Consider the following 23143-nt stretch of genomic DNA (forward strand, 5'->3'; position numbering starts at 1 on the left):
CGTGCCCAAATTCAGGAACACAGATCCAGGGACACAGACCGAGTGCCCGGAGCCGGGTGCGCGTGGAGCGGCTACACGACCGTCCAGGTGTCCTTGCCGCGCAGCAGCGACTCCAGGTCGGCGGCCTTGGCCGACTTGGCGGCCTCCACCTGCGCCCTGGCCGCGTCGTCGTAGGTGGTGCGGGCGACGTTGCGGAACACGCCGGTCACGGTGTGCTCGAGGTCCTGGGTGGACAGCCGGGACAGCGCGAACGCCAGGTTCAGGTCGGACGCGTCGTGCACGACGACGTCCGAGGCCGCCACCTCGGACGCCTTTGCCACGCCCAGCCCGAACCCGTCCCGCACCACGGCGTACTCGCCGTTGCCGAACGTGATGGGCTGCCCGTCCACGACGTTGATGATCCGCCGCGCCGCCTCGTCCGCGTCCTTGAGCACGTCGAACGCGCCGTCGTTGAAGATCGGGCAGTTCTGGTAGATCTCCACCAGCGCCGACCCCCGGTGCTCGGCGGCCTGCCGCAGCACCTCGGTCAGACCCGCCCGGTCCGAGTCGACCGCGCGCCCGACGAACGAGGCCTCCGCGCCCAGCGCCAGCGACACCGGGTTGAACGGGTGGTCCAGCGACCCGAGCGGCGTCGACTTGGTGATCTTGCCTTCCTCGGAGGTCGGCGAGTACTGGCCCTTGGTCAGCCCGTAGATCCGGTTGTTGAACAGCAGGATCTTGAGGTTCACGTTGCGCCGCAGCGTGTGGATCAGGTGGTTGCCGCCGATGGACAGCGCGTCGCCGTCACCGGTCACCACCCACACCGACAGGTCCGGTCGCGCCACGGCGAGACCGGTCGCGATGGCCGGCGCGCGCCCGTGGATCGAGTGCATGCCGTAGGTGTTCATGTAGTACGGGAACCGGGACGAGCAGCCGATGCCCGAGACGAACACGATGTTCTCGCGCTTGAGGCCCAGCGTGGGCAGGAACGACTGCACGGCGTTGAGCACCACGTAGTCGCCGCAGCCCGGGCACCAGCGCACTTCCTGGTCCGACTTGTAGTCCTTGGCCTTCTGCGGCTCAAGGGCAGTCGGCACTCCGTCGAGGCCCCCCAGACCGGGCAGACCGAGATCGGTCGCTGTCACTCGGACACTCCCTTGATCACTTCGGCGAGCACGTCCTGCAGCTCCTCCGCCTTGAAGGGCAGGCCCTGCACCTTGGTGTAGCTGATCGCGTCCACCAGGTACTCCGCTCGCAACAACAACGCCAGTTGGCCGAGGTTCATCTCCGGCACGACGACCCGCTCGTACCGGGAGAGCACCTCGCCCAGGTTCTTCGGGAACGGGTTGAGGTGGCGCAGGTGGGCGTGCGCCACCGGCAGTCCCAGCTTGCGCACCCGGCGAGCGGCGGCCCCGATGGGGCCGTAGGAGGATCCCCAGCCCACCACGAGCACCTTCGCCGTCCCGGACGGGTCGTCCACCACCACGTCCGGTACCCGGATGCCGTCGATCTTGCGCTGCCGCAACCGCACCATGTGGTCGTGGTTGGCAGGGTCGTAGGAGATGTTGCCGTTGCCGTCGGCCTTCTCCAAGCCGCCGATCCGGTGTTGCAGCCCCGGCGTGCCGGGCACCGCCCACGGGCGGGCCAGCGTCTCCGGGTCGCGCAGGTACGGCCAGAACGTGCCGTCCGGCCCGTTCGGCTCGGTGGCGAACTCGACGGTGAGGTCGGGCAGGTCGGCCACGTCCGGGATCAGCCACGGCTCGGAGCCGTTCGCGATCGCCCCGTCGGACAGCAGCAGCACCGGCGTGCGGTACTCCAGCGCGATCCGCACCGCGTCCAGCGCGGCGTCGAAGCAGTCGGCGGGGGACTGGGGCGCGACGATCGGCACCGGCGACTCGCCGTTGCGGCCGAACATCGCCTGGAGCAGGTCGGCCTGCTCGGTCTTGGTCGGCAGCCCGGTGGACGGGCCGCCGCGCTGGACGTCGATCACGACCAGCGGCAGCTCGGTCATCACGGCCAGGCCGATGGTCTCGGACTTCAGCGCGATACCCGGGCCGGACGTGGACGTCACGCCGAGCGCGCCGCCGTAGGACGCGCCCAGGGCCGCGCCGATGCCCGCGATCTCGTCCTCGGCCTGGAGCGTGGTGATGCCGAAGTTCTTGTGCTTGGACAGCTCGTGCAGGATGTCCGAGGCCGGGGTGATCGGGTAGGTGCCCAGCACGATCGGCAGCCCGGACTGCCGCCCGGCGGCCACGATCCCGTACGCCAGCGCGGTGTTGCCGGTGATCTGCCGGTAGGTGCCCTGGTTGAGCTTGGCGGGCGCGACCTCGTAGGTGACCGCGAACGACTCGGTGGTCTCGCCGTAGTTCCAGCCCGCCCGGAACGCCAGCACGTTGGCCTCGGCGATGTCCGGCTTCTTGGCGAACTTCTCGCGCAGGAACCGCTCGGTGCCCTCGGTGGGCCGGTGGTACATCCAGGACAGCAGGCCGAGCGCGAACATGTTCTTGGCCCGCTCGGCGTCCTTCTTGCCCAGCCCGGTGTTCTCCAGCGCGCCGATGGTCAGCGTCGCCATGGCCACCTTGTGCACCTGGTAGGCCTCCAGCGAGGTGTCCTCCAGGGGGTTGGCGTCGTAGCCGACCTTCACCAGGTTGCGCTTGGTGAACTCGTCGGTGTTCACGATCAGCATCCCGCCCTTGGGCAGGTCGCCGATGTTGGCCTTGAGCGCGGCCGGGTTCATCGCCACCAGCACGTCGGGGCGGTCGCCGGGCGTGAGGATGTCGTAGTCGGCGAAGTGCAGCTGGAAGCTGGAGACGCCGGGCAGCGTGCCCTGTGGCGCCCGGATCTCGGCCGGGAAGTTCGGCAAGGTCGCGAGGTCGTTGCCGAACGCCGCGGCTTCCGAGGTGAACCGGTCTCCCGTGAGCTGCATGCCGTCGCCGGAGTCGCCGGCGAACCGGATCACCACGCGGTCGAGCTTGCGGACCTCGCCACCTGGCGCGGCGCCGTTACCAACGTCGGTAGTCATGTCCTACGCCGATCCCTCTCTTCGCACCCGCTAAGAGGCAAGTCGCCCCTCCCCCTTCGCGAGGGTAGTCGTGCCCGACCGCGGGCCGGTTTCCGCTGTACCACTCTGCGGGACGATCCGTCCCACCTGGTGTCACCTGGGCCAACCGCCCGGCAATCACCGCACGTTCGCGTGTACCCGACGGTAACTGTTACCGGAAGTTACAGGTATATCGAGCACCCTGTCCAGGTCCGGGCGGGAGCGGTCCGCCGAGCACGCCCGCGGTCACGCCCGCCCGCTGATCCGGGCCTTCATCGCGGCCAGCTTGGCGGCGAACTCCGGGGTTTCGATGGAGGCGACCTGGGGCGCGAGCTCGGTGTCCACCGCGTCGGCGTGCGCGTCCAGCACGGCCGTCCTCCGCATGGTGGCCTTGATGGTGCGGACCAGGTCGCGCGGGGCTTCGGCCGAAGCGCCCGCCAGCTCCACCGCCGAGGCCACCAGCCGCTCGTGCCCGCCGTCGACCCGTTCCCAGGCCAGGCCGTGCCGCACGGCCGTGTCGGCGTCCAGGATGCGGCCGAACAGCGTCATCGCGGTGGCCGTCTGCGGCCCGACGAGCCGTTGCAGCATCCACGTCATCCCGCCGCCGGGGTGGATGCCCAGCTGGAGGAACCGGGCGTCGAACCGCGCTTTCGGCCCGACGAGTCGAACGTCACAGGCCAGGGCCAGGTTCAACCCGGCACCGACCGCCGCCCCGCCCACGGCCGCGATGGTGGGCAGCGCGCAGTCCGCCACCGCCAGGAAACCCGCGTAGATCCGCCGCAGCCCCCGCTCCCGGGCCTCACCCAACGCCGTCAGGTCCGCGCCCGCGCAGAACGCCGGGGGCGTGCCGGTCACCACCACGGCATGGACACCGGCATCCTGCTCGCAGGCCCGGACGGCCGCGACCAGCTGATCGGACAGGTCGAGCGTCAACGCGTTGCGCCGCTCCGGGTCGTGCACGGTGATCACGCCGACCCGGCCGGAGCGCTCCAGCAGCACCTCTGACATGAGCGCGACTCTAGGGCCGCCTGGTCACGGTGCGGGCGGGCGGTCGAGCAGCCGGGAGAGCACCACGGTCGACACCGTCCGGTCGATGATCTCGACCGCGCGCAGCCGCTCCAGGGCCGTCTCCAGGTGGTGGATGTTGGCGGCGCGCAGGTGCACGATCGCGTCGGCGGCTCCGGACACCGTGTAGGCGGCCAGCACCTCGGCCATCGGCTCCAGCCGCTGCTGGATGTCGTGGGGCGCCACGTTGCCCCGGCAGTGCACCTCGACGAACGCCTCGGTACCCCATCCGAGCTGCTCAGGGTCCACCACGGCGGTGAACCCGCGCAGCACGCCGGTGTCGAGCAGCTTGTCCACGCGGCGCTTCACGGCAGGCGCGGACAGCCCGACCTCCTTGCCGATGTCGGCGTAGCTGGAGCGGGCGTTGGCCATCAGGCACGAAATGATTCGCTGGTCGATCGAGTCCACACGCAACATTCTGCACCACCAGACGCAATACTGCGGCATTGTTCGCTGGTCAGAAGCCCTTTTACCCTTCGATCCATGACTTCGGTTTCCCTCCTGGGCCCCGGCGACGAGCCGATCGTGCTGGGCGTCACCACGCCCACGGCCCCCGTGCGCGTGCCGACCGCCCGTCGGTACCTCATGTGCCCGCCGGAGTACTTCACGGTGGAGTACGCGATCAACCCGTGGATGGACCCGACGCAACCCATCGACACCAGGCTGGCCGTCGAGCAGTGGACGGCCCTCAAGGACACCTACGAGCGCCTGGGCCACCAGGTCGACCTGATCGAGCCGCAGCCCGGCCTCCCCGACATGGTGTTCGCGGCCAACTCGGGCACCGTCATCGACGGCCAGGTCCTCGGCGCGCGTTTCCGGGCGGAACAGCGGGGCCCCGAAGCCGACCACTTCCGCCGCTGGTTCCTGGCCAACGGCTACACGTCGGTGGTGATGCCGGAGCGCACCAACGAAGCCGAGGGCGACTTCACCTGGACCGGCGAGTACCTGCTGGCCGGCACCGGCTTCCGCACCGACCCGATGGCCCACGCCGAGGCGCAGGAGGTCCTCGGAGTGCCGGTCGTCTCCCTGCGACTGGTCGACCCGCGCTACTACCACCTGGACGTGGCGCTGTTCGTGCTCGCCGACGACCTGATCGCCTACTACCCCGAGGCGTTCTCGCCCGGCACCCGGCGCGTCCTGCGCCGGCTGTTCCCCGACGCCGTCATCGCGACCGCCGAGGACGCGGCGTGCCTGGGCCTCAACGCGGTCTCCGACGGCCGCAACGTGGTCCTGCCGGTGGAGGCGACCAACCTGGCCGAACAGGTCGCCAGGCGCGGCTTCGAGCCCGTGTTCGTGGACATCTCGGAACTCCGCAAGTCCGGCGGCGGCCCCAAGTGCTGCACCATGGAACTGCGGGACTGAAGCCGTCCGGTGATCGATGGCGCGTCGACGAAGGCGTCCGGGAATGAACCATTGCCGGGCGCCTCTTTGTTGCCCGCGCAATTGCAGAAGCCGGCGAACAGTCTCAAGCACGCTGTTCGGGCCGCGATCGCGGCCGACCAGGTCGAGCGGACCCGGCTGGCCGGCGCTGAGGCGGCGGGCGAGCCGGCTCCGTCCAAGATCCGCGCGCAGCCACCGGACGTCTTCGGCACGGTGTGCGATCCGGTGAGACCGCCACGCCCTCGGTCGCGACCATCGAGGCACCCGGCCAAGCCCTCAGCCAGCGGTTTCGGCTGTGCTGCGGAGTCCGGGACGCCGATCCGGACCCGACGCCCCCGCTCCTCCGCGCGTCACCCATAGGGCTGACCGGGCTAGCGAGGCGGGCGTGGGGAGTGCTCCGATCGACGGCACTCGCTGTCGACCAAGGTAGGGAGCGCGCCATGAACGACCTCGACGACCGGCGGCCGTCGCCTCAGCCCCAGCAGCAGGAGGAGGAGCGGGTGGAACGGGACAGGATGGAGGTTCCCAAGCAGCTCAGTGGCTTGGAGTGGCTGGTCCGGCAGGCGCAGCGGCAGCGGAGCGTCCGGCGGCCGGGATGACCGCGGCCGTGACCGCTAGTCGGCCACCTCGCGTTGGAACGCCGCCCACAGCAGGTTGAGCGGGTGGTCGGACGGGAACTTCGCCCGCTCCTCCTTGCGGGCGAAGACCCCGACCAGGCGCTCCAGGACCGGCTTCCGGTCGTTCTCCAGCTCCACCACGCGCAGCCCCGAGCCCTCCCGCAGCTCGTTGTTCGCGGCGACCACACCCAGCCCCGAAGTGACGATCATGCAGCCCTCGACCAGGCCGGAGCGCAACAACGACATCCCGTACTGGATTTCGTCGATTTCTGCCGCGATGTCCAATTCGTTCCGGTATTCCGGTCCGAACCAGCCGCGCAGGAACTCCGCGATGAGGCCGTCGCCCGGCACGACCAGCGGCAGCTTCGGCAACTCCCCGGTGCCGACGCTCGCCCCCAGCCGGTGCTCCGGCAGGTTCGTCAGCAGCGCCAACCCGCCGCGCCGCCACTCGATGACGTCGAAGTCCGCGAACTGCGAACCGCTGCCCGCCGGCGTCACCACCGACCCGCAGACGATGTCGACCTCCTTGCTCTCCAGCTTGTGCCAGATGTCCTTGGTCCGGATGTGCACGACCTTCAGCTCCACGTCCCTCCGGCGGAAGTCGTCCGCCACGTGGTGCCACGCCTTCGCCAGCGAGTCCAGCATGAACCGCGTGGTGCCCACGGTGAGCGTGGTGCCGAGCCTGCGCCGGCACTCGTGAATCGAATCCAGCCAGTCGCCCAGGGTGTGCTTCGCCAATTCCACCAACGCCTCGCCGGTCGGCGTGATCAGCACGTCCCTGCCGCGGCCCTGCTTGACCACCAGCGGTTCGCCGCAGAGCGACTTGAAGTTCCGGTTCAACGTGTCGATCTGCTTCTGGACGCTGGACTGCTCACGGCCGAGCACGCGCGCCGCGCGCAGCGCCGACCGGGTCTCGTGCACTGTGATCAACGTCCTGAGCTGGTCCAACGTGGTGTCCAGCAGCAGTGGCGAGGTCTGCAGGAGCCTGCTGAGCTGGTTGCCCGCGGGGAGCAGCAGCCGGGCCGAGGTGGACATCGGGGCCTCTCGGGTCGGGGCGAAGTGATCTACCGATTAGTTGTACTGAACTTGACCACAGTTCGTCGTGAAATTATCCGAAGATCTTGACCGATTTCCCTGGACAGGTATACGCGATCCGTAAGAGACTTCTGCCGCAACCCGGGTGCGTGTTCACGTGGGAGCAATCAGGGGGAGTATTGGGGGGTTGGGGGCCCGCCGGGCGCGAGCCGGGCGGGCCCCCACGTATTAACCTGATCCGATGTGACGGTTTCCACCCTGGACTGGGGCACGACGTACCGGGTCACCGTGCTGGACCTCGGACTCGCCTGCTGCGGCGTCGAGGTCATGGCGGCACTGGAAGGCGGCCGGCCGCACGACCTGGCCGCGCTGGGGGTCGACGTGGCGCACGCCGCCGGCGAGGCGCACGTGCTGATCGTCTCCGGCACGGTCACCGATGTCATGCTGCCCGCCGTGATCGCCACGTACCAGGAGATGCCGGAACCGCGTTACGTGCTGTCCGTCGGCGCGTGCAGCAACACCGGCGGCCCGTACTGGGACTCCTACAGCGTCACCAAGGGCATCGACCAGGCCCTGCCGGTGCACGTCGCCGTCCCGGGCTGCCCGCCCCGCCCCGAGGCGCTGCTCGAAGGCCTCGCCGCGCTGCACCGGCTCGTGTCGTGACCGCCGCCTCCGCCGAACTCGCCGCGCAGGTGCCCGATGCGCAGACCAGGACCGCGTTCGGGCAGACCGTCGCGCACGTCCCGGTGGAACGCTGGCTGGACACCGCCCGGCACGCCCACGACGTGCTGGACTGCGTGGCGTTCGACTGGCTCGGTGTCGAAGACGCCGGCCGGCCCGGCGCGTCCGGTCTGCGGCACGCGGTATTCCTGCACGTCATCCAGCCCGACACCAGGCTCGGCCTGCTGCTGCGCACCGAGGTGGGTGACGAGCCGCTGCCCAGCGTGGCCGGTCTGTGGGCGGGCGCGGCCTGGCACGAACGGGAAGCCGCCGAGATGTTCGGCATCGCCTTGGCCGAGCCGGCCGCACACCTGTTGCTGCCCGAGACGTTCGCCGGCTTCCCCCTGCGCAAGGACTTCGTGCTCGCCTCGCGCGTCGTAAGACCATGGCCGGGACGCCTCGAACCCGGCGAGGACGGCACCTCCGCCCCCAGCCGCCGCCGCACCGCGCCACCCGGCGTGCCCGACCCGTCCTGGGGACCTCGACGTGAAGGTGGGAACCGTGCCTGACCTGTCACCGGACGTGCCGGCGGGAACCGCGTCGGACCTGCCACCGGACGCCCCGGCGGGAGCCGCGCCCGAGGTGCCGCCGGACGTGCCCGGAAGCGCCGCGCCCGACCTGCCGCCACGCACCCGAGGCGTGATCGCGCTGCTGGAGGCCAACTGCACGGTCTGCATGATCTGCGCCCGCGAGTGCCCCGACTGGTGCATCCACATCGACTCGCACACCGAGGTCGAGCAGCAGCCCGGTTCCGCGCGTCCCCGCGCGCGCAACGTGCTCGACCGGTTCGCCATCGACTACGGGCAGTGCCTGTACTGCGGGATCTGCGTGGAGGCGTGCCCGTTCGACGCCCTGCACTGGGCACCGGACTTCTCCTACCCCGGCACGGGCACGGTGGACGGTGCCGGAGCGGTCGCCGAACTGGTGCACGAACGGGACGTCCTGGCCACCTGGGTCGCACACGTGCCACCGCCGCCGCGGCTCGACCCGGCCGCCGAACCGGCCCCGGAGAGCACCGCCACCAGCCCGGCACGTGGGGGTTCCGGAACCGCACGACGTCCCGGCGCGTTGAGAGGGAGGACGTAGAACCCGGAGGCGAAGCAACGTGCACAGGCACTACAACGGGTTGAAGACCGCGTTGCTGCTCGGCGCGATGGGCGCGCTGATCATCGGGATCAGCTCGTTCTTCGGGCGGACCGCCTTGGTCTTCGGACTGCTGCTGGCGCTGGGCGTGAACGCGTACGCCTACTTCAAGTCCGACAGGCTGGCGCTGCGCGCGATGCGGGCACGGCCCGTGTCGGAGGTCGAGCAGCCCACCATGCACCGGATCGTGCGGGAACTGGCGATGGCCGCCCGGCAGCCCATGCCGAGGCTCTACGTCAGCCCCACGGCGGCGCCCAACGCGTTCGCCACCGGCCGCAACCCGCGCAACGCGGCCGTGTGCTGCACCACCGGCATCCTGGAGCTGCTGGACGCACGCGAGCTGCGCGCCGTGCTGGGGCACGAGCTGTCCCACGTGTACAACCGCGACATCCTGATCTCGTGCGTCGCGGGGGCGTTGGCGAGCGCGGTGAGCGCGCTGGCGAACCTGGCGGTCTTCGCGAGCATCCTCGGTGAGGACGACGACCGCCCCAACCCGTTCGCGCTGCTGCTCATCGCCGTCCTCGGCCCCGTCGCGGCCGCCATCGTGCAGCTCGCGGTGAGCCGGTCCCGCGAGTACCAGGCCGACGCGTCCGGCTCCGAACTCACCGGCGACCCGCTGGCCCTGGCGTCCGCGCTGCGCAAGCTGGAGGACGGCACCCGGGCCGCGCCGCTCGCCCCCGAACCGGCGGTGGTGGCGCAGTCGCACCTGATGATCGCCTCGCCGTTCCGGGCGGGGGAGAACCTGGCCAGGCTGTTCTCCACCCACCCGCCGATCGCGGACCGCGTGCGGCGGCTCGAAGAACTCGCCCGCCGGTCCTGAAGAAGGCCCCGCGCCGGGACCGACAGCCGGAGCGCGGGCCTAGCGGACCTCGCGGGCCACGTTCATCAGGTACTGGCCGTAGCCGGACTTCGCCAGCTTCTCGCCCAGCGCGTAGCACTCGTCCGCGGTGATGAACCCCATCCGCAGCGCGATCTCCTCCGGGCACGCGATGCGCACGCCCTGCCGGTGCTCCAGCACCTGCACGAACTGCCCCGCCTCCAGCAGCGAGTCGTGCGTGCCGGTGTCCAGCCACGCGAACCCGCGCCCCAGGTCCACCAGGTGCGCCCGGCCCTGGCGCAGGTACGCCAGGTTGACGTCGGTGATCTCCAACTCGCCCCGGGTCGACGGCTTCAGGCCGCGCGCGATCTCCACGACCTGGTTGTCGTAGAAGTACAGGCCGGTGATGGCCTTGTTGGACTTCGGCCGCGCGGGCTTCTCCTCGATGGAGACCAGCTTCCCGTCCGCGTCGACCTCGCCCACGCCGTAGCGCTCGGGGTCGCGCACCGGGTAGCCGAACAGCACGCAGCCGTCCAGCGTGGCCACCTGGTGCTGGAGGAGCCTGGAGAAGCCCTGGCCGTAGAAGATGTTGTCGCCCAGCACGAGCGACACGTCGTCGTCGCCGACGAAGTCCGCGCCGATGACGAACGCCTCCGCCAGCCCGTTCGGCTGCGCCTGCTCGGCGTACTCGACGCGGAGGCCGAACTGCGTGCCGTCGCCGAGCAGCCGGCGGAACAGCGGCAGGTCGACCGGCGTCGAGATCAGCAGCACCTCCCGGATGCCGGCCAGCATCAGCACCGACAGCGGGTAGTAGATCATCGGCTTGTCGAACACCGGGAGTAACTGCTTCGACACGGCCTGGGTGATCGGGTGCAGCCGCGTGCCGCTCCCGCCCGCCAGGATGATGCCCTTCACCGGTAGTTGGTGAACTGGAGGGCGATGCCGAAGTCGCTGCTCTTGAGCAGTGCGATCACGTCCTGCAGGTGGTCTTTCTTCTTGCCCGTGATGCGCAGCTGGTCGCCCTGGATCTGCGCCTGCACGCCCTTGGGACCTTCGTCGCGGACCTTCTTGGCGATCTCCTTGGCCTTCTCGCTGGAGATGCCCTGCACGACCGTGCCGGTGACCTTGAACACCTTGCCGGAGATGGCGGGCTCACCGACCTCGAACGCCTTCATGGAGATGCCGCGCTTCACCAGCTTCTCCTGGAACACGTCGACCGCGGCGCGCACCCGCTCCTCCGTCTCGGACTGGAAGGTGATCGCCTCCTCGCCCGCCCAGGCCACCTGGGTGCCGGTGCCCCGGAAGTCGAAGCGCGTGCTCAACTCCTTGGCGGCCTGGTTGAGCGCGTTGTCGACTTCCTGCCGGTCGACCTTGCTCACCACGTCGAACGACGGGTCTGCCACGTGCCCGGTACCTCCGCGTAGGTGTGTCTGGAACCGCCCGGCAGCCTACCGGGGTATCCCGGTTGCGGGGGGCCGTCCGGACCTATGTATTCTCTCCTCCGCACCCGGCAGTGCCGGGAGCGGGGCGGGTTGCCCGAGCGGCCAATGGGAGCGGACTGTAAATCCGTCGCGAAAGCTACAGAGGTTCGAATCCTCTACCCGCCACGCGAAACGTGAACCCCTGCTCGCAGAATGCGCGAGCGGGGGTTTCGCGTTGTGTCCCCCGGGGGTGCGACCCCCGGGCCCCGCCCGGCGGGCGTTGCCCCCGGACCCCCATCCGTCGTGGTCGGCTTTTGCGGGACGACTGCCGGAAAGCGCTGGCCCTTGCGGCTGCGGTTGAGTGGCGCGCTGGGGTGATTGTGATGATGGCCATGTGAGTGGTGGTTGTGTCGGGTGTGTCCGACAGCGCGACCGGCGGTGGGCGCGAAGGCGAGGCCGGCGCGCAAGCGCTTCCTCTCGCTTGCGTGCCGGCCCCACGTGACAGCATAACCCATGTCGAACGTATGTTCGAGGGTTACGCGATGGCCGCTCTGCCCTCGTCGGTGAGCTCCGCGTCGACCCGCTCGTTCAAGCCCACCACCCGGCGGGCGCGGAGCAGGCCGGCGTGCACCAGGTCGTGGGTCACCATCTGGTCGCAGCACGGCAGGCCGTCCACGTAGAGGTCCGGTTCCCGGCCCCCGGACAACTGGCCCCGGCCCGCGGCCACCGCCCGCAGCATGGCCTTGGCCCGGCCGGAGAGTTCCTGCGCAATGCTGGTCATGGCGACCCCCTCGCCTCGTCCTTCCCGGTACTGTCCCCTTGCCCTGTAGGAGGTCTCGACCTGTCCGTTGAGTACCCGCCGAACGGGTGGTAAACCGGCGGTCGCGGCCGATCACCCACTTTCCCCCGATCGGCTGGCCGGATCACGGCGCCACGCCGACCGGTTGGGCTGTTCAGCCCAACCGAAGTCCGGTCGACCTCTCGGCGCTGGGAACCGCCCTGCTGCCGTGCGGCTGCGGTGGGCGCGCCCGGCCCGGGCGAGACTCGAACCCATGAACGAAATCTGGATCGTCCTGGCCGCCCTCGCCGTCGGCGTCGTGCTCGGCGCGTTCGTCCCGGTCCCGGGTCTGGTCCGGACGAGCCGGAAGCCCGAGGCCGCGCACGACCGCAACCGCCTGCGGGAGTTGCTCAACGCCGCCGACGACCTCGAGTACGGGCTCAACACGGTGCTCAACTTCGGGCCGCTGTCCGCCTCCGAGCTGACCTCCGTCGACCTGCCCGCCAAGTTCGAACGGGTGGTGCGCACGGGTCTGGTCGACCGCGACACCCTGCACGGCCTGCGCACCCACACCGAACGCATCGCGCTGCACCCGTACCCCGAACCGCGCGAGCTGCTCAGCGCGGTGCGCGAGGACGATGCGTCGGTGTGGCTGGTGCTGCGGGAAGCGGTGGGCAGCGGCGCGGCGCAGCACCTGGCCGCAGCGAAGGCCCGCGAGTGCCTGGACGTGATCCGCGACGGCCTCCGCCGCGACCTGGACGTGCAGAAGGAGCTGGTGTCCGTCTAGGCCGAGGCGGGTCGGCGCTGCCACGTGGTCCACAGCGGCCGGTAGCCGTGGGAGTACCAGAACGGGGTCGAGCGCGGGTTCGGCAGGGCGTGGTGCAGCAGGGTCACCGCGACGCCCGCCTCGTCCAGCCGCCGGTGCGCGTGCGCCACCAGGGCGCTGCCGATCCCGCCGCCGCGCGCCGCCTCCCGCACGCCGAGCTGCCCGACGTACGCGGCGGGCGACGCACCGGTGCGGCCGGCGATCCAGTCCGAGTGCGGCGGCAGGTCGTAGTAGAGGAGCCCCACGGGTTCGCCGTCGCGTTCCGCGAGGAGCAGGCCGGGTTCGTCCCGGGCAAGCCGGGCGGAGATGTGCTCGTGCAGCCGCGCGGCGGTCGACGGGCGTTCGTTGACCATCCCGAACCGGCTGTCGTACCGGACGGTCTCCACGTTGATGGACACCGCCACGTCCACGTCGTCCGCGGTCACCGGCCGGATGCGCACGTCGGACGACGGCCGTCCGCCGGGCCGGAGAGCGGGGCGGGCGGCGATCACCAGCAGCGGCGCGAAGCCGTGGCGGACCAGGACCTCCGCCGCCTCCACGGCCCGGCTGGGCACGGTCACCAGGGCCGCCGTGTCCGGGTCTCCGGTGCCGGTCGGCTCCCAGCGGCGCAGCTGGTCGTCCAGGTCGGCTGCCGGGTGCCAGGCCAGGGCGTGGGTCCGCAACGCACCCCAGGTCGCGTCCATCTCGTCGGGGGACAGTTCGGCGAACGAGTACGGGTCGCTCACGGGGTGGAGCGCGGGCAGCAACGGGTCCATGTCCGAACGTGACCTCCTCCGGGCCGGACCGATCTGGTCGGCGCTGTCGACGATCAACCACCGGCAAGGCGTCGTGCTGCCGTCCGCTCCGGAAAGATCCGGCCCACCAATTGAGATCACAACGCCGCTCGAAGTGGGCTGCCGGGCTGCGGGTGATCGTCGTGGACCCCGGCGACCGGCCGGCCGTGGCGTGGTGGGCGCTGCTCCCGCCTTCCGGAGGACTCGGCGACGGTTGCGCGCCCGCCGCACGGTGGGCGTCGGGGCCGGCCCGGCTGAACTGCTCGGGAAGCGGGATCCGCCGAGTCGGCGGCCGGATACGGGTGATCTTGACCGGTGATCGGGTGCGGCTCGCCGGACCGGCCGAGACGCTGCGGGAAGGGGGACTGATCGTGTGAGCCGTTCTGTTACTTCTCGTGGTAATCGGCGCATCGACCTGCCATTTCGTCGTCCAACCGGGGTACATTGACACCCCTGGAGGGGTCTCGGTCGGTGTTCGGGGCCCCTCAGTCACGCCAGGAGCACGTAGGCCGCGACCCGGCCGACCGCGACGACGGCCGACGAGGAGGCTGGATGTCCGACCACGCGTCGGTCACGGCGCCGAGCGCGCCGACCCGGTCCACGAACCGCGCGTTCAGCGTGTTCGCGGTCCTGCTCCTCGCGGCGGGCGCGCTGTCCGCCTTCGCCGTCGGGTCCTGGCTGCCCGACCGGGACAACGACAACCTGCTGTGGACCGGTCCGCTGCTGGTGGTCGGGTTCCTGCTCGCCGAGCAGCTGGCCATCAACGTGGACGTGCGCAGCGGCGTGGCGTGGACGATCTCGTTCACCGAGATCCCGCTCGTGCTCGGGCTGCTGGTCGCCCCGTTCGAAGTGGTGCTCGCCGCGCACGTGGTCGCGGGCGTCGGCACGCTGCTGGGCAGGCGGGTGCTCGACCGGGCCGTCTACAACGCCGGGCTGATGTTCATGGAGATCTCGGTGGCCTTCGCGGTCGCCCACTCCGTGACGGAGTTCGTCGGCGACGGCGGACCGTTCTGGGCGGGCGCGTTCCTCGGCACCATCGCGGTGCCGCTGCTGGCCAGCGTGCTCGGCCTGGCCGCGCTGCGGCTGATGGGCAAGGGAATGCGGGTCGCCCCGAGCCTGCGGCTGGTGTTCCAGACGCTGGTCGTGGCACTGCTGAACACCTCCGCCGGCCTGGCCGGCTACGAGATCGCCACCAAGGCGCCGTGGGGCGGGGTGCTGATCGCCCTGGTGTTCGCCGGCATCACCGCCATCTACCTCGCCTACTCCGGGCTGCTGCGCGAACAGCGCGACCTGGAGGCGTTGAGCGAGGTCTCGCTGCGGGTCGCCCGTTCCGGGCGGCACGTCACCGGCCCGCGCGGCGCGTCCCCGGAGGACGACGACGGCCAGGCCGAGGACGACGAGTGGCAGCTGATCGCCGAACGGATCCGCGAGCAGCTCAACGCCAACCGCGTGGTGCTGCGGCTGCGCACCGACCCGCAGGCGCCGATGCGCACGCTGGTCGCGGGCGAGCCGCTGCCGCCCGGCATGCGCCGCGACGACCCGCGCCAGCTGCGCGAGGACGCGATGCTGCAACTGCCCGGCTCGCAGGTGCGGTACTTCCGCATCGTCGACGCGGGCGAGGACGTCTCCGAGGCGCTGTCCCGCCGCGACGTGCAGGAAGCGCTGGTGGTGCCGTTGCGCGGCGCGACCCAGCTGCTCGGCGCGGTCGAGGTGCACGACCGGCTCAGCCGGTGGCGCGGCTTCGGCAAGGCCGACCTCCAACTGCTGCGCACCCTGGCCAGCCACCTGTCGACCGCGGTGGACAACCGGCGGCTGCTCGCCCGGCTGCGCCACGACGCCTACCACGACCCGTTGACCGGCCTGCTCAACCGGCCGGGGTTCCGGGAAGCGGCCAACGAGCCGATGCGGGAGGCCGACACGTCGGTCGTCGTGCGGATCGACCTCGACGTGCTGTCCACCGTGTCCGACGCGCTCGGTCAGGCGTGGGGCAACCGGATGGTGGTCGCGGCCGGTCGCCGGCTGCGCGACGAACTCGGCCCCGAGGTCCCGCTGGCCCGGCTGGAAGGCGGTGCGTTCGCCGCGCTGCTGCTGGACCGGCAGGCCGAGCGCATGCAGGAGATCGCCGAGCGGCTGCGCACCGCGCTGTCCGTGCCCTACCCGGTGGACCGGCTCACCGTCGAAGCGGGCGCCGTGGTCGGCTGGGCGTCCACCGCGAACTGCGAGATCGAGGACCCCGATCCGGACGCCCTGCTCCAGCGGGCCGACGTGGCGGTGCGGGCCACCAGCGAGGGCGAGCCGCTGCGGGCGTACGCGCCCAGCATGGGCCAGATCTTCCTGCGCCGGTTCCAGCTGGTCACCCAGTTCCGCTCGGCGCTGGAGAGCGGCCAGGTGTCGGTGCACTACCAGCCGAAGGTCGCGCTGCCCAGCAGGCAGGTGATCGGCGCGGAGGCGCTGGTGCGGTGGAAGCACCCCGAGTTCGGCCGCGTCGACCCGGACGAGTTCGTGCCCGCCGTCGAGGCCACCGGCCTGGTCGACGTGCTGACCGACTTCGTGATGGACAAGGCCCTGGAACGGGTCAGCCGCTGGATCGACCGCGGGCTGCGGATGTCCATCGCGGTCAACCTGTCCGTGCGGACGCTGGCCGACGAGGAGTTCCCGAACCGCGTCGCGGCGGCACTGACCAAGCACCAGGTGCCGCCGGAGCTGCTCACGTTCGAGCTGACCGAGTCCGGCGTGATGGCCGACCCGGAGCGGGCGCTGCCCGTGCTGCGGCGGCTGCACACCATGGGCGTCGTGCTCGCGGTGGACGACTTCGGCACCGGCTACTCGTCGCTGGCGTACCTGCGGCAGCTGCCGGTGGACGAGGTCAAGATCGACAAGAGCTTCGTGCTCGGCATGGGCACCGACCTCGGCGACATGGCCGTGGTGCGGTCGATCGTCGAGCTGGGCCACTCGCTGAGCCTCACCGTGGTCGCCGAGGGCGTCGAGGACGACGCCGCACGCGACCAGCTGGTGTCCATGGGCTGCGACGTGGCGCAGGGCTACCTGATCTCCCGGCCGCTGTCCGAGGAGCGCTTCGAGGCGTGGCTGCGGGCGCGAACGGTGCAGGTCAGGGGTGCTCGCGATGAGACGGTGCTCACCCTGGTGCACTGACCGGCCCCCCGATTTCACAACCGGGGCAAGGGTTGTGTAGAGTTCTCCTCGCTCCGCAAGAACGAGAGAGCAAGCCCCTTTAGCTCAGTCGGCAGAGCGTCTCCATGGTAAGGAGAAGGTCTACGGTTCGATTCCGTAAAGGGGCTCCACGACTTGGCCGCGGTGCACGAGCATCGCGGCCGTGTTGTGTAAAGCGGTGTAGCTCAGTTGGTAGAGCAAGCGGCTCATAATCGCTGTGTCGCCGGTTCAAGTCCGGCCACCGCTACGCGAGTGGGCGACCCCTGTCCGCGGAACGCGCGGACCTGGCTCGCTCCGCATCACACCGGGGGCGCGGCCCCCGGGCCCCGCCCGAGGGGGCTTGCCCCCTCGGAACCCCCGGCGGCTTGCCGTCGGGATCGGTGGCGTTGCCGTTGGGACTGTCCGGTGGCCTCGCTGCCGGGATGCCGGTGGTCGGTTTGGCTGCCGGGACTGGGTACCCGCCAGGCGGTAAGCCCGCACTGGGGTTACGGGTCACACGTGCTCTAGAAAGGCAAGGCCGTGGCTGCAACCGACGTACGCCCGAAGATCACCCTCGCGTGCGAGGAGTGCAAGCACCGGAACTACATCACCAGGAAGAACCGGCGCAACGACCCGGACCGCCTGGAGATCAAGAAGTTCTGCCCGAACTGCAAGACGCACCGGGCGCACAAGGAAACCCGCTGAGGTTCCCGCGAAGCCGTTCGACGAGGCCCGTCCCCGACCAGGGGGCGGGCCTCGTCGCGTAACCTGCTCCGGTGCCTCTCGACCAGTCGTACATCGGACGTGCGTACCCGCCGTCGGCGCCCTACGAAGTGGGCCGCGAGAAGATCCGCGAGTTCGCCGACGCGGTCGGCGAGACGAGTCCGGTGCACCGCGACCCCGAGGCCGCCCGCGCCGCCGGCTACCGGGACGTCATCGCGCCCCCCACGTTCGCGGTCATCGTGTCGCTGAAGGCCAACGACGTGCTGGTGGACGACCCCGAGCTGGGCCTGGACTACAGCCGGGTGGTGCACGGCGACCAGACGTTCACCCACCACCGCCCCATCACGGCCGGCGACCGGCTCGTGGTGGCGCTGCACGTGGACGCCATCCAGTCCCGGATGGGCAACGACATGCTCTCGGTCCGCGCCGAGATCAGCACCGACGAGGGCGAACTGGTCACCACCGGGCGCTGCACGCTCGTGGTGCGAGGGGAGGACGCGTGATCCGCGCCGCCGACGTGGCCGTGGGTGACGAACTGCCCCCGCTCGCGCTCCGCATCACCCGCGCCGACCTGGTCCGGTACGCCGGCGCGTCCGGCGACTTCAACCCGATCCACTGGAGCGACCGGTTCGCCACCGGGGTGGGGCTGCCGGGCGTCATCGCGCACGGGATGCTCACCATGGGCCTGGCCGGCCGGATCGTCACCGAGTGGGCGGGCGACCCCGGCGCGGTCGTCGAGTACGGCGTGCGGTTCGGGCGGCCCGTCCCGGTGCCCGACGACGACGAGGGCGCGCTGGTGGAGGTCACCGGCAAGGTCACCAAGGTGCTGGAGGACGGCACGTTCAAGGTCAACGTGACGGCCTCGTTCGAGGGCAAGTCGGTGCTCGGCGGCGCGTCCGCCCGCGTCCGGCTGCCCTAGCACCCTCAGAACCCGTTGCACAGCGCGCTGGTGAGCGGGCCGGTGGCGGTCGCGGACTTGCGCTCGACCCCGTCGACGCTGATCTTGCACGCCACCGAGCCGCCCGTCGGGCCGATCGTCACGGTCAGCACGCCGCCGCTCACCTCGCCGTCCACCCGCACCTCCTGGTACCAGGGGAACGAGGTCAGCTCGACCTGCCGGGTGGCGCTGCCCTCCTCGTCGAACGTGGAGTAGGTGACGGTGGCGTCGCGCGCCTCGCCCGAGACCTCGTAGACCACGACGGACGGCGGGTCCGCCGGTCTGGCCGCCCACACGGCCAGTGCCACCGCACCGAGCACGAGCACCGCCGCACCGGCGACCACCGGCCACCGCCGCGCGGGACGTCCGTGGGGATCGGGTAGAGCCGCCTCCGTCATGTGATGCGCTCCTCGGGTGAAGATCGGCTGGTCTGAATAGACCATCGGTGTAGTTCTACCGCCGGTTACTCACCTCACTCGAGCGGGTTAACGCGATGCGACGAAAAAAGCCACCCAGGCGGCGTCGCACATCGCCTGGGTGGCCCTGCGGAGGAGGGGGCGCCTCAGAAGTTGGAGCAGGCCGCCATCGCGAACGGCCCGGTGGCGGTGGCGGTCTTGCGCTCCACGCCGTCCACGGTGATCTTGCAGGTGACGGTGCCGCCTTCGGCGCCGGCCATGGCGGTCAGGGAGCCGCCGCTGAGGAAGCCCTTCACGGTCAGCTCCTTGGTCCACGGCAAGGTGGTGGTGTCCTCCTTGTTGGTCGCGCTCCCGCCGTCGCTGTAGGTCGTGTAGGTCACGTTCGTCTTCGGCGCGTCCCCGCTGATCTGGTAGACGACCTTGGACTCCTTGTTCGCCTCGCGCTCCAGGTCGTCCAGCGTGGTCGCGGCGTCACTGGCGGCCTTGCCGAACACGGCCACCCACAGGACGCAGATGACCAGGCCCACGGCGGAGAGCACGACACCGGCGATGGCGATTCCCCGGTTGGTCGCCCGCCCCCGGCTCGCCCGCGCCGTGCCCAGCGCGCCCAGGACGAGGCCCAGGATCACCAGCGGCCAGGCCACCAGGCCGATCACGGGGAGGAAGCTGAACAGCACGCCGAGCAGGCCGAGCACGAAGCCCGCTGTGCCGAGCCCGTTCTGCGGAGGTCGGGGCGCGGCGTGTTGGTGGTGCGTCGTCGGCGGCTGGGGTAAGGCCATGTGCCCTCCTCGGGGGATGCCGGCTCGGCGAGCCGGATGAACGGACCATCGAGCGTCCCCACCTTTCGGTTACCGGTCGTCACCGGACTGTGTCCAAACATGACGAAAGGCGCCCTCCGTGAGGGCGCCTTTCGTCGGTGTTCGGGCGGGGGGCCGGTGCTGTCAGGGCTCGATCTCGCCGAGCAGGTCGGCCATGCGCGTGATGCCGGTCTTCAGGTCGTCGTCGCCCAGCGCGTAGGACAGCCGCAGGTAGCCCGGCGTGCCGAACGCCTCGCCTGGCACCACCGCCACCTCGGCGTGCTCCAGGATCAGCGCCGCCAGCTGCACCGTGTCGGTGATCGTGGTGCCGCGCAGGGTCTTGCCGATCAGCGCCTTCACCGACGGGTACACGTAGAACGCGCCCTTCGGCGTCGGGCACTCCACGCCGGGGATCGCGGACAGCAGGTCCACGATGGTGCGCCGGCGCCGGTCGAACGCGGTCCGCATCTCGTGCGCGGCGTCCAGCGGGCCGGAGACCGCCTCCAGCGCGGCGCGCTGCGACACGTTCGCCACGTTCGAGGTCAGGTGCGACTGGAGGTTCGCGGCGGCCTTCACCACGTCCGTCGGGCCGATCAGCCAGCCCACCCGCCAGCCGGTCATCGCGTACGTCTTGGCCACGCCGTTCAGCACGATCGTGCGGTCCGCCATCGCGGGCACCGCGACCGGCAGCGACACCGACTCGGCGCCGTCGTAGACCAGGTGCTCGTAGATCTCGTCCGTGATGACCCACAGACCGTGCTCCAGCGCCCACTCGCCGATCGCGGTGATCTGCTCGCGGGTGTACACCGAGCCGGTCGGGTTGGACGGCGAGCACAGCAGCAGGACCTTCGTCTTCGGGGTCCGCGCCGCCTCCAACTGGTTCACGGTCACCAGGTAGTCGGTCGACTCGTCCGCGGTGACCTGCACCGGGACGCCGCCCGCGAGGGTGATCGCCTCCGGGTAGGTGGTCCAGTACGGCGCGGGCAGCAGCACCTCGTCGCCGGGGTCCAGCACGGTCGCGAACGCCTGGTACACCGCCTGCTTGCCGCCGTTGGTGATCAGCACCTGGGCGGCGGTCACCACGTACCCGGAGTCGCGCAGCGTCTTCGCGGCTACGGCTTCCCGCAGTTCGGGCAGCCCGGCGGCGGGCGTGTAGCGGTGGTTCTTCGGGTCGGCGCACGCGGCCTGGGCAGCGGCGACGATGGCATCGGGGGTCGGGAAGTCGGGCTCGCCCGCACCGAAGCCGATCACCGGCCGGCCGGCGGCCTTCAGCGCCTTCGCCTTCGCGTCCACCGCGAGCGTGGCGGACTCGGCGATACCGCCGATCCGCTTCGAGATCCGGGGCAGGTCGGCGGGGGCGGGGGCGGAGGTCGTCTCAGCTGAGGCCATGGCCCCAATCGTGGCAGACGGCACAACCGAGTCGGCCTCCGGCACCCCCTCTGACCGGGCCGGTTGGAAGGACGGGCACCCGGTGCCGTATGCTTCGAATCCGGGAACGTCCAGCCGCTGCCTCACGAGCCACGTGAGGAGGGTGCAAGACGTCCTCAGCCAGGGGTTCCCCATCGGGGGCCCAAAGGGGTGTAGCTCAACTGGCAGAGCAGCGGTCTCCAAAACCGCAGGTTGCAGGTTCAAGTCCTGTCGCCCCTGCGTCGAAGCGCGATGGTGAGCGGAGGACGGCATGAGCGAGGGCCGCGAGCAGGACCAGCCGGAAGAGCGCGAGAGCGCGGTCCGGCCGGTCACCGCCGCTGCACGCCGCGAGCGCCGCGGTTCCGTGCGTCCGGCGGGTCGCAAGGACTCCGCCGCACGTCCCTCCGAGGTGAAGAAGTCGGCCGAGTCCGACTCCGACGCCGCGGAGGACAAGAAGGGCCGCCCCACGCGCGCAAGGGGCGACCAGGAGAAGCGGCCGAGCATCTTCGCGAGGATCGTCCGCTACATCCGTGAGGTGGTCAGCGAGCTGCGGAAGGTCATCTGGCCGACCCGCAAGCAGATGATCACCTACACCTCGGTCGTGTTGGTCTTCGTGGCCTTCATGGTGGCGTTGGTGTTCGGCCTGGATTCGGCCTTCGCCTGGGGCGTGTTCAAGGTGTTCGCCTGAGTCGAACACCCGCCGCCGCCCGAGGGTGCCGGCTGGAGCACGTGATGCATGAAAGGAAGCGAGACCCACAGTGACCTCCGAGAACGGCGTTGACGCCCAGGAGCTGACCGACCTGACCGACGAGCAGGACTTCGACGGTGGCGTCGAGGACGTCGAGCAGGACGAGGCGACGGAGGACACCGCGGAGTCCGCCCCCGCTGTCGAGTCCGGTGGCGACATCGAGTCGGGCGGTGACATCGAGTCCGCCGACGTGGCCGCCGAGGCCGCCGCCGACGTCGACGAGACCCCGATCGACGCCGAGCCCGCCGACCCGGCCGCCGAGATGCGCGAGGCCCTGCGCCACGCGCCCGGCGACTGGTACGTCGTGCACTCGTACGCGGGCTACGAGAACAAGGTCAAGACCAACCTCGAGACGCGCATCCAGACGCTCGACATGGAGGACTACATCTTCCAGGTCGAGGTGCCCACCGAGGAAGTCACCGAGATCAAGAACGGCCAGCGCAAGCAGGTGCAGCGCAAGGTGCTGCCCGGCTACATCCTGGTCCGGATGGAGCTCAACGACGCCTCGTGGAGCGCGGTGCGCAACACGCCCGGCGTGACCGGCTTCGTCGGCGCGACCTCCAAGCCGTCGCCGCTGACCCTCGACGAGGTGCTGAAGTTCCTGCTGCCCCAGGTCGAGCGGGAGAAGCCGGCCGCGGGCAAGAAGGCCACCTCGGCCCCGACCAAGACGACCGTCGAGGTCGACTTCGAGGTCGGCGAGTCGGTCACCGTCATGGACGGCCCGTTCGCCACGCTGCCCGCGACGATCAGCGAGGTCAACGCGGACGGCCAGAAGCTGAAGGTCCTGGTGTCGATCTTCGGCCGCGAGACTCCGGTCGAGCTGTCGTTCAGCCAGGTCTCCAAGATCTGATCGGTTGCTACACGCGTAGGAACCGGCAGCCACGCTGCGGCTGGCAGGGCCGCGCGCGGACACCGCAACACAGGAAGCACTGAGATGCCACCCAAGAAGAAGAAGCTCGCAGCGGTCATCAAGCTGCAGATCAAGGCCGGGGCCGCGAACCCCGCGCCGCCGGTCGGTCCCGCGCTGGGTCAGCACGGCGTCAACATCATGGAGTTCTGCAAGGCGTACAACGCCGCGACCGAGTCGCAGCGCGGCACCGTGGTGCCCGTCGAGATCTCCGTGTACGAAGACCGCTCGTTCGACTTCAAGCTCAAGACCCCGCCGGCCGCGAAGCTGATCCTCAAGGCCGCCGGTGTCGAGAAGGGCAGCGGCGAGCCGCACCGCGTCAAGGTCGCCAAGGTGACCATGGACCAGGTGCGCGAGATCGCGCAGACCAAGATGGTCGACCTGAACGCCAACGACGTCGACCAGGCGGCGAAGATCATCGCCGGCACCGCCCGCTCCATGGGCATCACGGTCGAAGGCTGATC

27 protein-coding genes and 4 tRNA genes are annotated in these 23143 nt (G+C 70.5%); 19 read left to right on the forward strand and 12 right to left on the reverse strand.

The genetic code is table 11. The features are described from left to right. Positions 1–71: 71 nt before the first annotated feature. The 4 genes from FHS29_RS06740 to FHS29_RS06755 form a co-directional block, all read right to left on the reverse strand. Positions 72–1124, reverse strand: coding sequence for a 2-oxoacid:ferredoxin oxidoreductase subunit beta (locus FHS29_RS06740; RefSeq protein ID WP_184689290.1), 1053 nt, complete (start codon positions 1122–1124; stop codon positions 72–74). Further along, a complete protein-coding gene (locus FHS29_RS06745) occupies positions 1121–3001 on the reverse strand; it encodes a 2-oxoacid:acceptor oxidoreductase subunit alpha (protein ID WP_184689292.1) in 1881 nt (626 codons plus the stop codon). The genes FHS29_RS06740 and FHS29_RS06745 overlap by 4 nt, the downstream gene beginning before the upstream one ends. Before the next feature lie 264 nt (positions 3002–3265). Further along, complete coding sequence (locus FHS29_RS06750; RefSeq protein WP_184689294.1) at positions 3266–4027, reverse strand: enoyl-CoA hydratase; 762 nt, start codon at positions 4025–4027, stop codon at positions 3266–3268. A 24-nt stretch (positions 4028–4051) separates the two neighbouring features. After that, on the reverse strand, positions 4052–4492 hold the full coding sequence (locus tag FHS29_RS06755) for an Lrp/AsnC family transcriptional regulator (RefSeq protein ID WP_015105339.1): 441 nt from the start codon (positions 4490–4492) through the stop codon (positions 4052–4054). A 75-nt stretch (positions 4493–4567) separates the two neighbouring features. Between FHS29_RS06755 and ddaH the strand changes: the two genes are divergently transcribed. Further along, a complete protein-coding gene (gene ddaH / locus FHS29_RS06760; RefSeq protein WP_376774391.1) occupies positions 4568–5446 on the forward strand; it encodes a dimethylargininase in 879 nt (292 codons plus the stop codon). A 458-nt stretch (positions 5447–5904) separates the two neighbouring features. Further along, positions 5905–6063 carry a hypothetical protein gene (locus tag FHS29_RS06765; protein WP_184689296.1) on the forward strand — a complete coding sequence of 53 codons (159 nt, stop codon included), beginning with the start codon at positions 5905–5907 and terminating at the stop codon, positions 6061–6063. Positions 6064–6078: 15 nt separating this feature from the next. On the opposite strand, the gene FHS29_RS06770 is transcribed toward FHS29_RS06765, so the two are convergent. Then, positions 6079–7116, reverse strand: a complete 1038-nt coding sequence (locus FHS29_RS06770; protein WP_184689298.1) for a LysR family transcriptional regulator — start codon at positions 7114–7116, stop codon at positions 6079–6081. Between the two features lie 243 nt (positions 7117–7359). Here FHS29_RS06770 and FHS29_RS06775 point away from each other — a divergent pair, with 243 nt between their 5' ends. The 4 genes from FHS29_RS06775 to htpX are packed head-to-tail and all read left to right on the forward strand — an operon-like array spanning position 7360 to position 9799. Beyond that, complete coding sequence (locus FHS29_RS06775; RefSeq protein WP_184689300.1) at positions 7360–7779, forward strand: NADH-quinone oxidoreductase subunit B; 420 nt, start codon at positions 7360–7362, stop codon at positions 7777–7779. Further along, a complete protein-coding gene (locus FHS29_RS06780) occupies positions 7776–8345 on the forward strand; it encodes an NADH-quinone oxidoreductase subunit C (RefSeq protein ID WP_184689302.1) in 570 nt (189 codons plus the stop codon). Before FHS29_RS06775 ends, FHS29_RS06780 begins: the two co-directional genes overlap by 4 nt. After that, complete coding sequence (locus FHS29_RS06785; protein WP_312864794.1) at positions 8338–8922, forward strand: 4Fe-4S binding protein; 585 nt, start codon at positions 8338–8340, stop codon at positions 8920–8922. The genes FHS29_RS06780 and FHS29_RS06785 overlap by 8 nt, the downstream gene beginning before the upstream one ends. Positions 8923–8941: 19 nt before the next feature. Then, positions 8942–9799 (forward strand): zinc metalloprotease HtpX, encoded by an 858-nt coding sequence (gene htpX / locus FHS29_RS06790; RefSeq protein ID WP_184689304.1) that lies wholly within the window; start codon positions 8942–8944, stop codon positions 9797–9799. 39 nt (positions 9800–9838) lie between these two features. Here htpX and rfbA read toward each other — a convergent pair whose 3' ends face one another. Then, positions 9839–10711 (reverse strand): glucose-1-phosphate thymidylyltransferase RfbA, encoded by an 873-nt coding sequence (gene rfbA / locus FHS29_RS06795; protein ID WP_184689306.1) that lies wholly within the window; start codon positions 10709–10711, stop codon positions 9839–9841. Further along, positions 10708–11199 carry a YajQ family cyclic di-GMP-binding protein gene (locus FHS29_RS06800; RefSeq protein ID WP_184689308.1) on the reverse strand — a complete coding sequence of 164 codons (492 nt, stop codon included), beginning with the start codon at positions 11197–11199 and terminating at the stop codon, positions 10708–10710. The genes rfbA and FHS29_RS06800 overlap by 4 nt, the downstream gene beginning before the upstream one ends. Positions 11200–11322: 123 nt before the next feature. Between FHS29_RS06800 and FHS29_RS06805 the strand changes: the two genes are divergently transcribed. Continuing rightward, a tRNA-Tyr gene (locus FHS29_RS06805) sits at positions 11323–11403 on the forward strand. 349 nt (positions 11404–11752) lie between these two features. Here FHS29_RS06805 and FHS29_RS06810 read toward each other — a convergent pair. Then, the gene (locus FHS29_RS06810) at positions 11753–11998 is read right to left on the reverse strand and encodes a hypothetical protein (protein WP_184689309.1); all 246 of its coding nucleotides are present in this window, start codon (positions 11996–11998) and stop codon (positions 11753–11755) included. A 271-nt stretch (positions 11999–12269) separates the two neighbouring features. Here FHS29_RS06810 and FHS29_RS06815 point away from each other — a divergent pair, with 271 nt between their 5' ends. Continuing rightward, entirely contained in the window at positions 12270–12782 is a 513-nt protein-coding gene (locus FHS29_RS06815; protein ID WP_184689310.1) for a hypothetical protein, read from the forward strand. Here FHS29_RS06815 and FHS29_RS06820 read toward each other — a convergent pair. Further along, on the reverse strand, positions 12779–13576 hold the full coding sequence (locus FHS29_RS06820; RefSeq protein WP_246440001.1) for a GNAT family N-acetyltransferase: 798 nt from the start codon (positions 13574–13576) through the stop codon (positions 12779–12781). The two genes, FHS29_RS06815 and FHS29_RS06820, sit on opposite strands and share 4 nt — an antisense overlap. A 110-nt stretch (positions 13577–13686) precedes the next feature. On the opposite strand from FHS29_RS06820, the gene FHS29_RS06825 reads away from it, so the two are divergent. From FHS29_RS06825 to FHS29_RS06855, 7 genes are all read left to right on the forward strand, one after another. After that, positions 13687–13971: a hypothetical protein gene (locus FHS29_RS06825; protein WP_184689312.1), complete on the forward strand. Its 285-nt coding sequence runs from the start codon at positions 13687–13689 to the stop codon at positions 13969–13971. Between the two features lie 175 nt (positions 13972–14146). Then, entirely contained in the window at positions 14147–16747 is a 2601-nt protein-coding gene (locus FHS29_RS06830) for a putative bifunctional diguanylate cyclase/phosphodiesterase (protein WP_184689314.1), read from the forward strand. 73 nt (positions 16748–16820) lie between these two features. Beyond that, a tRNA-Thr gene (locus FHS29_RS06835) sits at positions 16821–16896 on the forward strand. Positions 16897–16939: 43 nt separating this feature from the next. Beyond that, positions 16940–17012, forward strand: a tRNA-Met gene (locus FHS29_RS06840). 272 nt (positions 17013–17284) lie between these two features. Then, the gene (gene rpmG / locus FHS29_RS06845; RefSeq protein WP_015105301.1) at positions 17285–17449 is read left to right on the forward strand and encodes a 50S ribosomal protein L33; all 165 of its coding nucleotides are present in this window, start codon (positions 17285–17287) and stop codon (positions 17447–17449) included. Positions 17450–17520: 71 nt separating this feature from the next. After that, positions 17521–17970 carry a MaoC family dehydratase N-terminal domain-containing protein gene (locus FHS29_RS06850; RefSeq protein ID WP_184689315.1) on the forward strand — a complete coding sequence of 150 codons (450 nt, stop codon included), beginning with the start codon at positions 17521–17523 and terminating at the stop codon, positions 17968–17970. Further along, complete coding sequence (locus FHS29_RS06855) at positions 17967–18386, forward strand: MaoC family dehydratase (protein ID WP_184689317.1); 420 nt, start codon at positions 17967–17969, stop codon at positions 18384–18386. The genes FHS29_RS06850 and FHS29_RS06855 overlap by 4 nt, the downstream gene beginning before the upstream one ends. A gap of 5 nt (positions 18387–18391) precedes the next feature. Here the strand turns inward: FHS29_RS06855 and FHS29_RS06860 are convergent, their stop codons facing one another. The 3 genes from FHS29_RS06860 to FHS29_RS06870 form a co-directional block, all read right to left on the reverse strand. Next, entirely contained in the window at positions 18392–18802 is a 411-nt protein-coding gene (locus FHS29_RS06860; RefSeq protein WP_184689319.1) for an MmpS family transport accessory protein, read from the reverse strand. 164 nt (positions 18803–18966) lie between these two features. Next, entirely contained in the window at positions 18967–19599 is a 633-nt protein-coding gene (locus FHS29_RS06865; protein WP_184689321.1) for an MmpS family transport accessory protein, read from the reverse strand. A gap of 162 nt (positions 19600–19761) precedes the next feature. Next, complete coding sequence (locus tag FHS29_RS06870) at positions 19762–21006, reverse strand: pyridoxal phosphate-dependent aminotransferase (protein WP_184689323.1); 1245 nt, start codon at positions 21004–21006, stop codon at positions 19762–19764. A 185-nt stretch (positions 21007–21191) separates the two neighbouring features. Here FHS29_RS06870 and FHS29_RS06875 point away from each other — a divergent pair. From FHS29_RS06875 to rplK, 4 genes are all read left to right on the forward strand, one after another. Further along, positions 21192–21264: transfer RNA gene (locus tag FHS29_RS06875), tRNA-Trp, on the forward strand. Positions 21265–21295: 31 nt separating this feature from the next. Next, positions 21296–21712 (forward strand): preprotein translocase subunit SecE, encoded by a 417-nt coding sequence (gene secE / locus FHS29_RS06880; RefSeq protein ID WP_184689325.1) that lies wholly within the window; start codon positions 21296–21298, stop codon positions 21710–21712. 70 nt (positions 21713–21782) lie between these two features. Then, on the forward strand, positions 21783–22622 hold the full coding sequence (nusG, locus tag FHS29_RS06885; protein WP_184689327.1) for a transcription termination/antitermination protein NusG: 840 nt from the start codon (positions 21783–21785) through the stop codon (positions 22620–22622). Positions 22623–22706: 84 nt separating this feature from the next. Next, positions 22707–23141 carry a 50S ribosomal protein L11 gene (rplK, locus tag FHS29_RS06890; protein WP_184689328.1) on the forward strand — a complete coding sequence of 145 codons (435 nt, stop codon included), beginning with the start codon at positions 22707–22709 and terminating at the stop codon, positions 23139–23141. Positions 23142–23143: the final 2 nt, after the last annotated feature.

The sequence above is a fragment of the Saccharothrix tamanrassetensis genome (assembly GCF_014203665.1).
In the GTDB taxonomy this organism is placed as follows: Bacteria; Actinomycetota; Actinomycetes; order Mycobacteriales; family Pseudonocardiaceae; genus Actinosynnema; species Actinosynnema tamanrassetense.

Coding starts and splice junctions, on each gene's coding strand:
- FHS29_RS06745 (WP_184689292.1), bottom strand. CDS start 3,001: ATGACTACCGACGTTGGTAACGGCGCCGCGCCAGGTGGCGAGGTCCGC.
- FHS29_RS06750 (WP_184689294.1), bottom strand. CDS start 4,027: ATGTCAGAGGTGCTGCTGGAGCGCTCCGGCCGGGTCGGCGTGATCACC.
- ddaH (WP_376774391.1), top strand. CDS start 4,568: ATGACTTCGGTTTCCCTCCTGGGCCCCGGCGACGAGCCGATCGTGCTG.
- FHS29_RS06765 (WP_184689296.1), top strand. CDS start 5,905: ATGAACGACCTCGACGACCGGCGGCCGTCGCCTCAGCCCCAGCAGCAG.
- FHS29_RS06770 (WP_184689298.1), bottom strand. CDS start 7,116: ATGTCCACCTCGGCCCGGCTGCTGCTCCCCGCGGGCAACCAGCTCAGC.
- FHS29_RS06810 (WP_184689309.1), bottom strand. CDS start 11,998: ATGACCAGCATTGCGCAGGAACTCTCCGGCCGGGCCAAGGCCATGCTG.
- FHS29_RS06815 (WP_184689310.1), top strand. CDS start 12,270: ATGAACGAAATCTGGATCGTCCTGGCCGCCCTCGCCGTCGGCGTCGTG.
- FHS29_RS06820 (WP_246440001.1), bottom strand. CDS start 13,576: ATGGACCCGTTGCTGCCCGCGCTCCACCCCGTGAGCGACCCGTACTCG.
- FHS29_RS06830 (WP_184689314.1), top strand. CDS start 14,147: ATGTCCGACCACGCGTCGGTCACGGCGCCGAGCGCGCCGACCCGGTCC.
- FHS29_RS06860 (WP_184689319.1), bottom strand. CDS start 18,802: ATGACGGAGGCGGCTCTACCCGATCCCCACGGACGTCCCGCGCGGCGG.
- FHS29_RS06865 (WP_184689321.1), bottom strand. CDS start 19,599: ATGGCCTTACCCCAGCCGCCGACGACGCACCACCAACACGCCGCGCCC.
- FHS29_RS06870 (WP_184689323.1), bottom strand. CDS start 21,006: ATGGCCTCAGCTGAGACGACCTCCGCCCCCGCCCCCGCCGACCTGCCC.
- secE (WP_184689325.1), top strand. CDS start 21,296: ATGAGCGAGGGCCGCGAGCAGGACCAGCCGGAAGAGCGCGAGAGCGCG.
- rplK (WP_184689328.1), top strand. CDS start 22,707: ATGCCACCCAAGAAGAAGAAGCTCGCAGCGGTCATCAAGCTGCAGATC.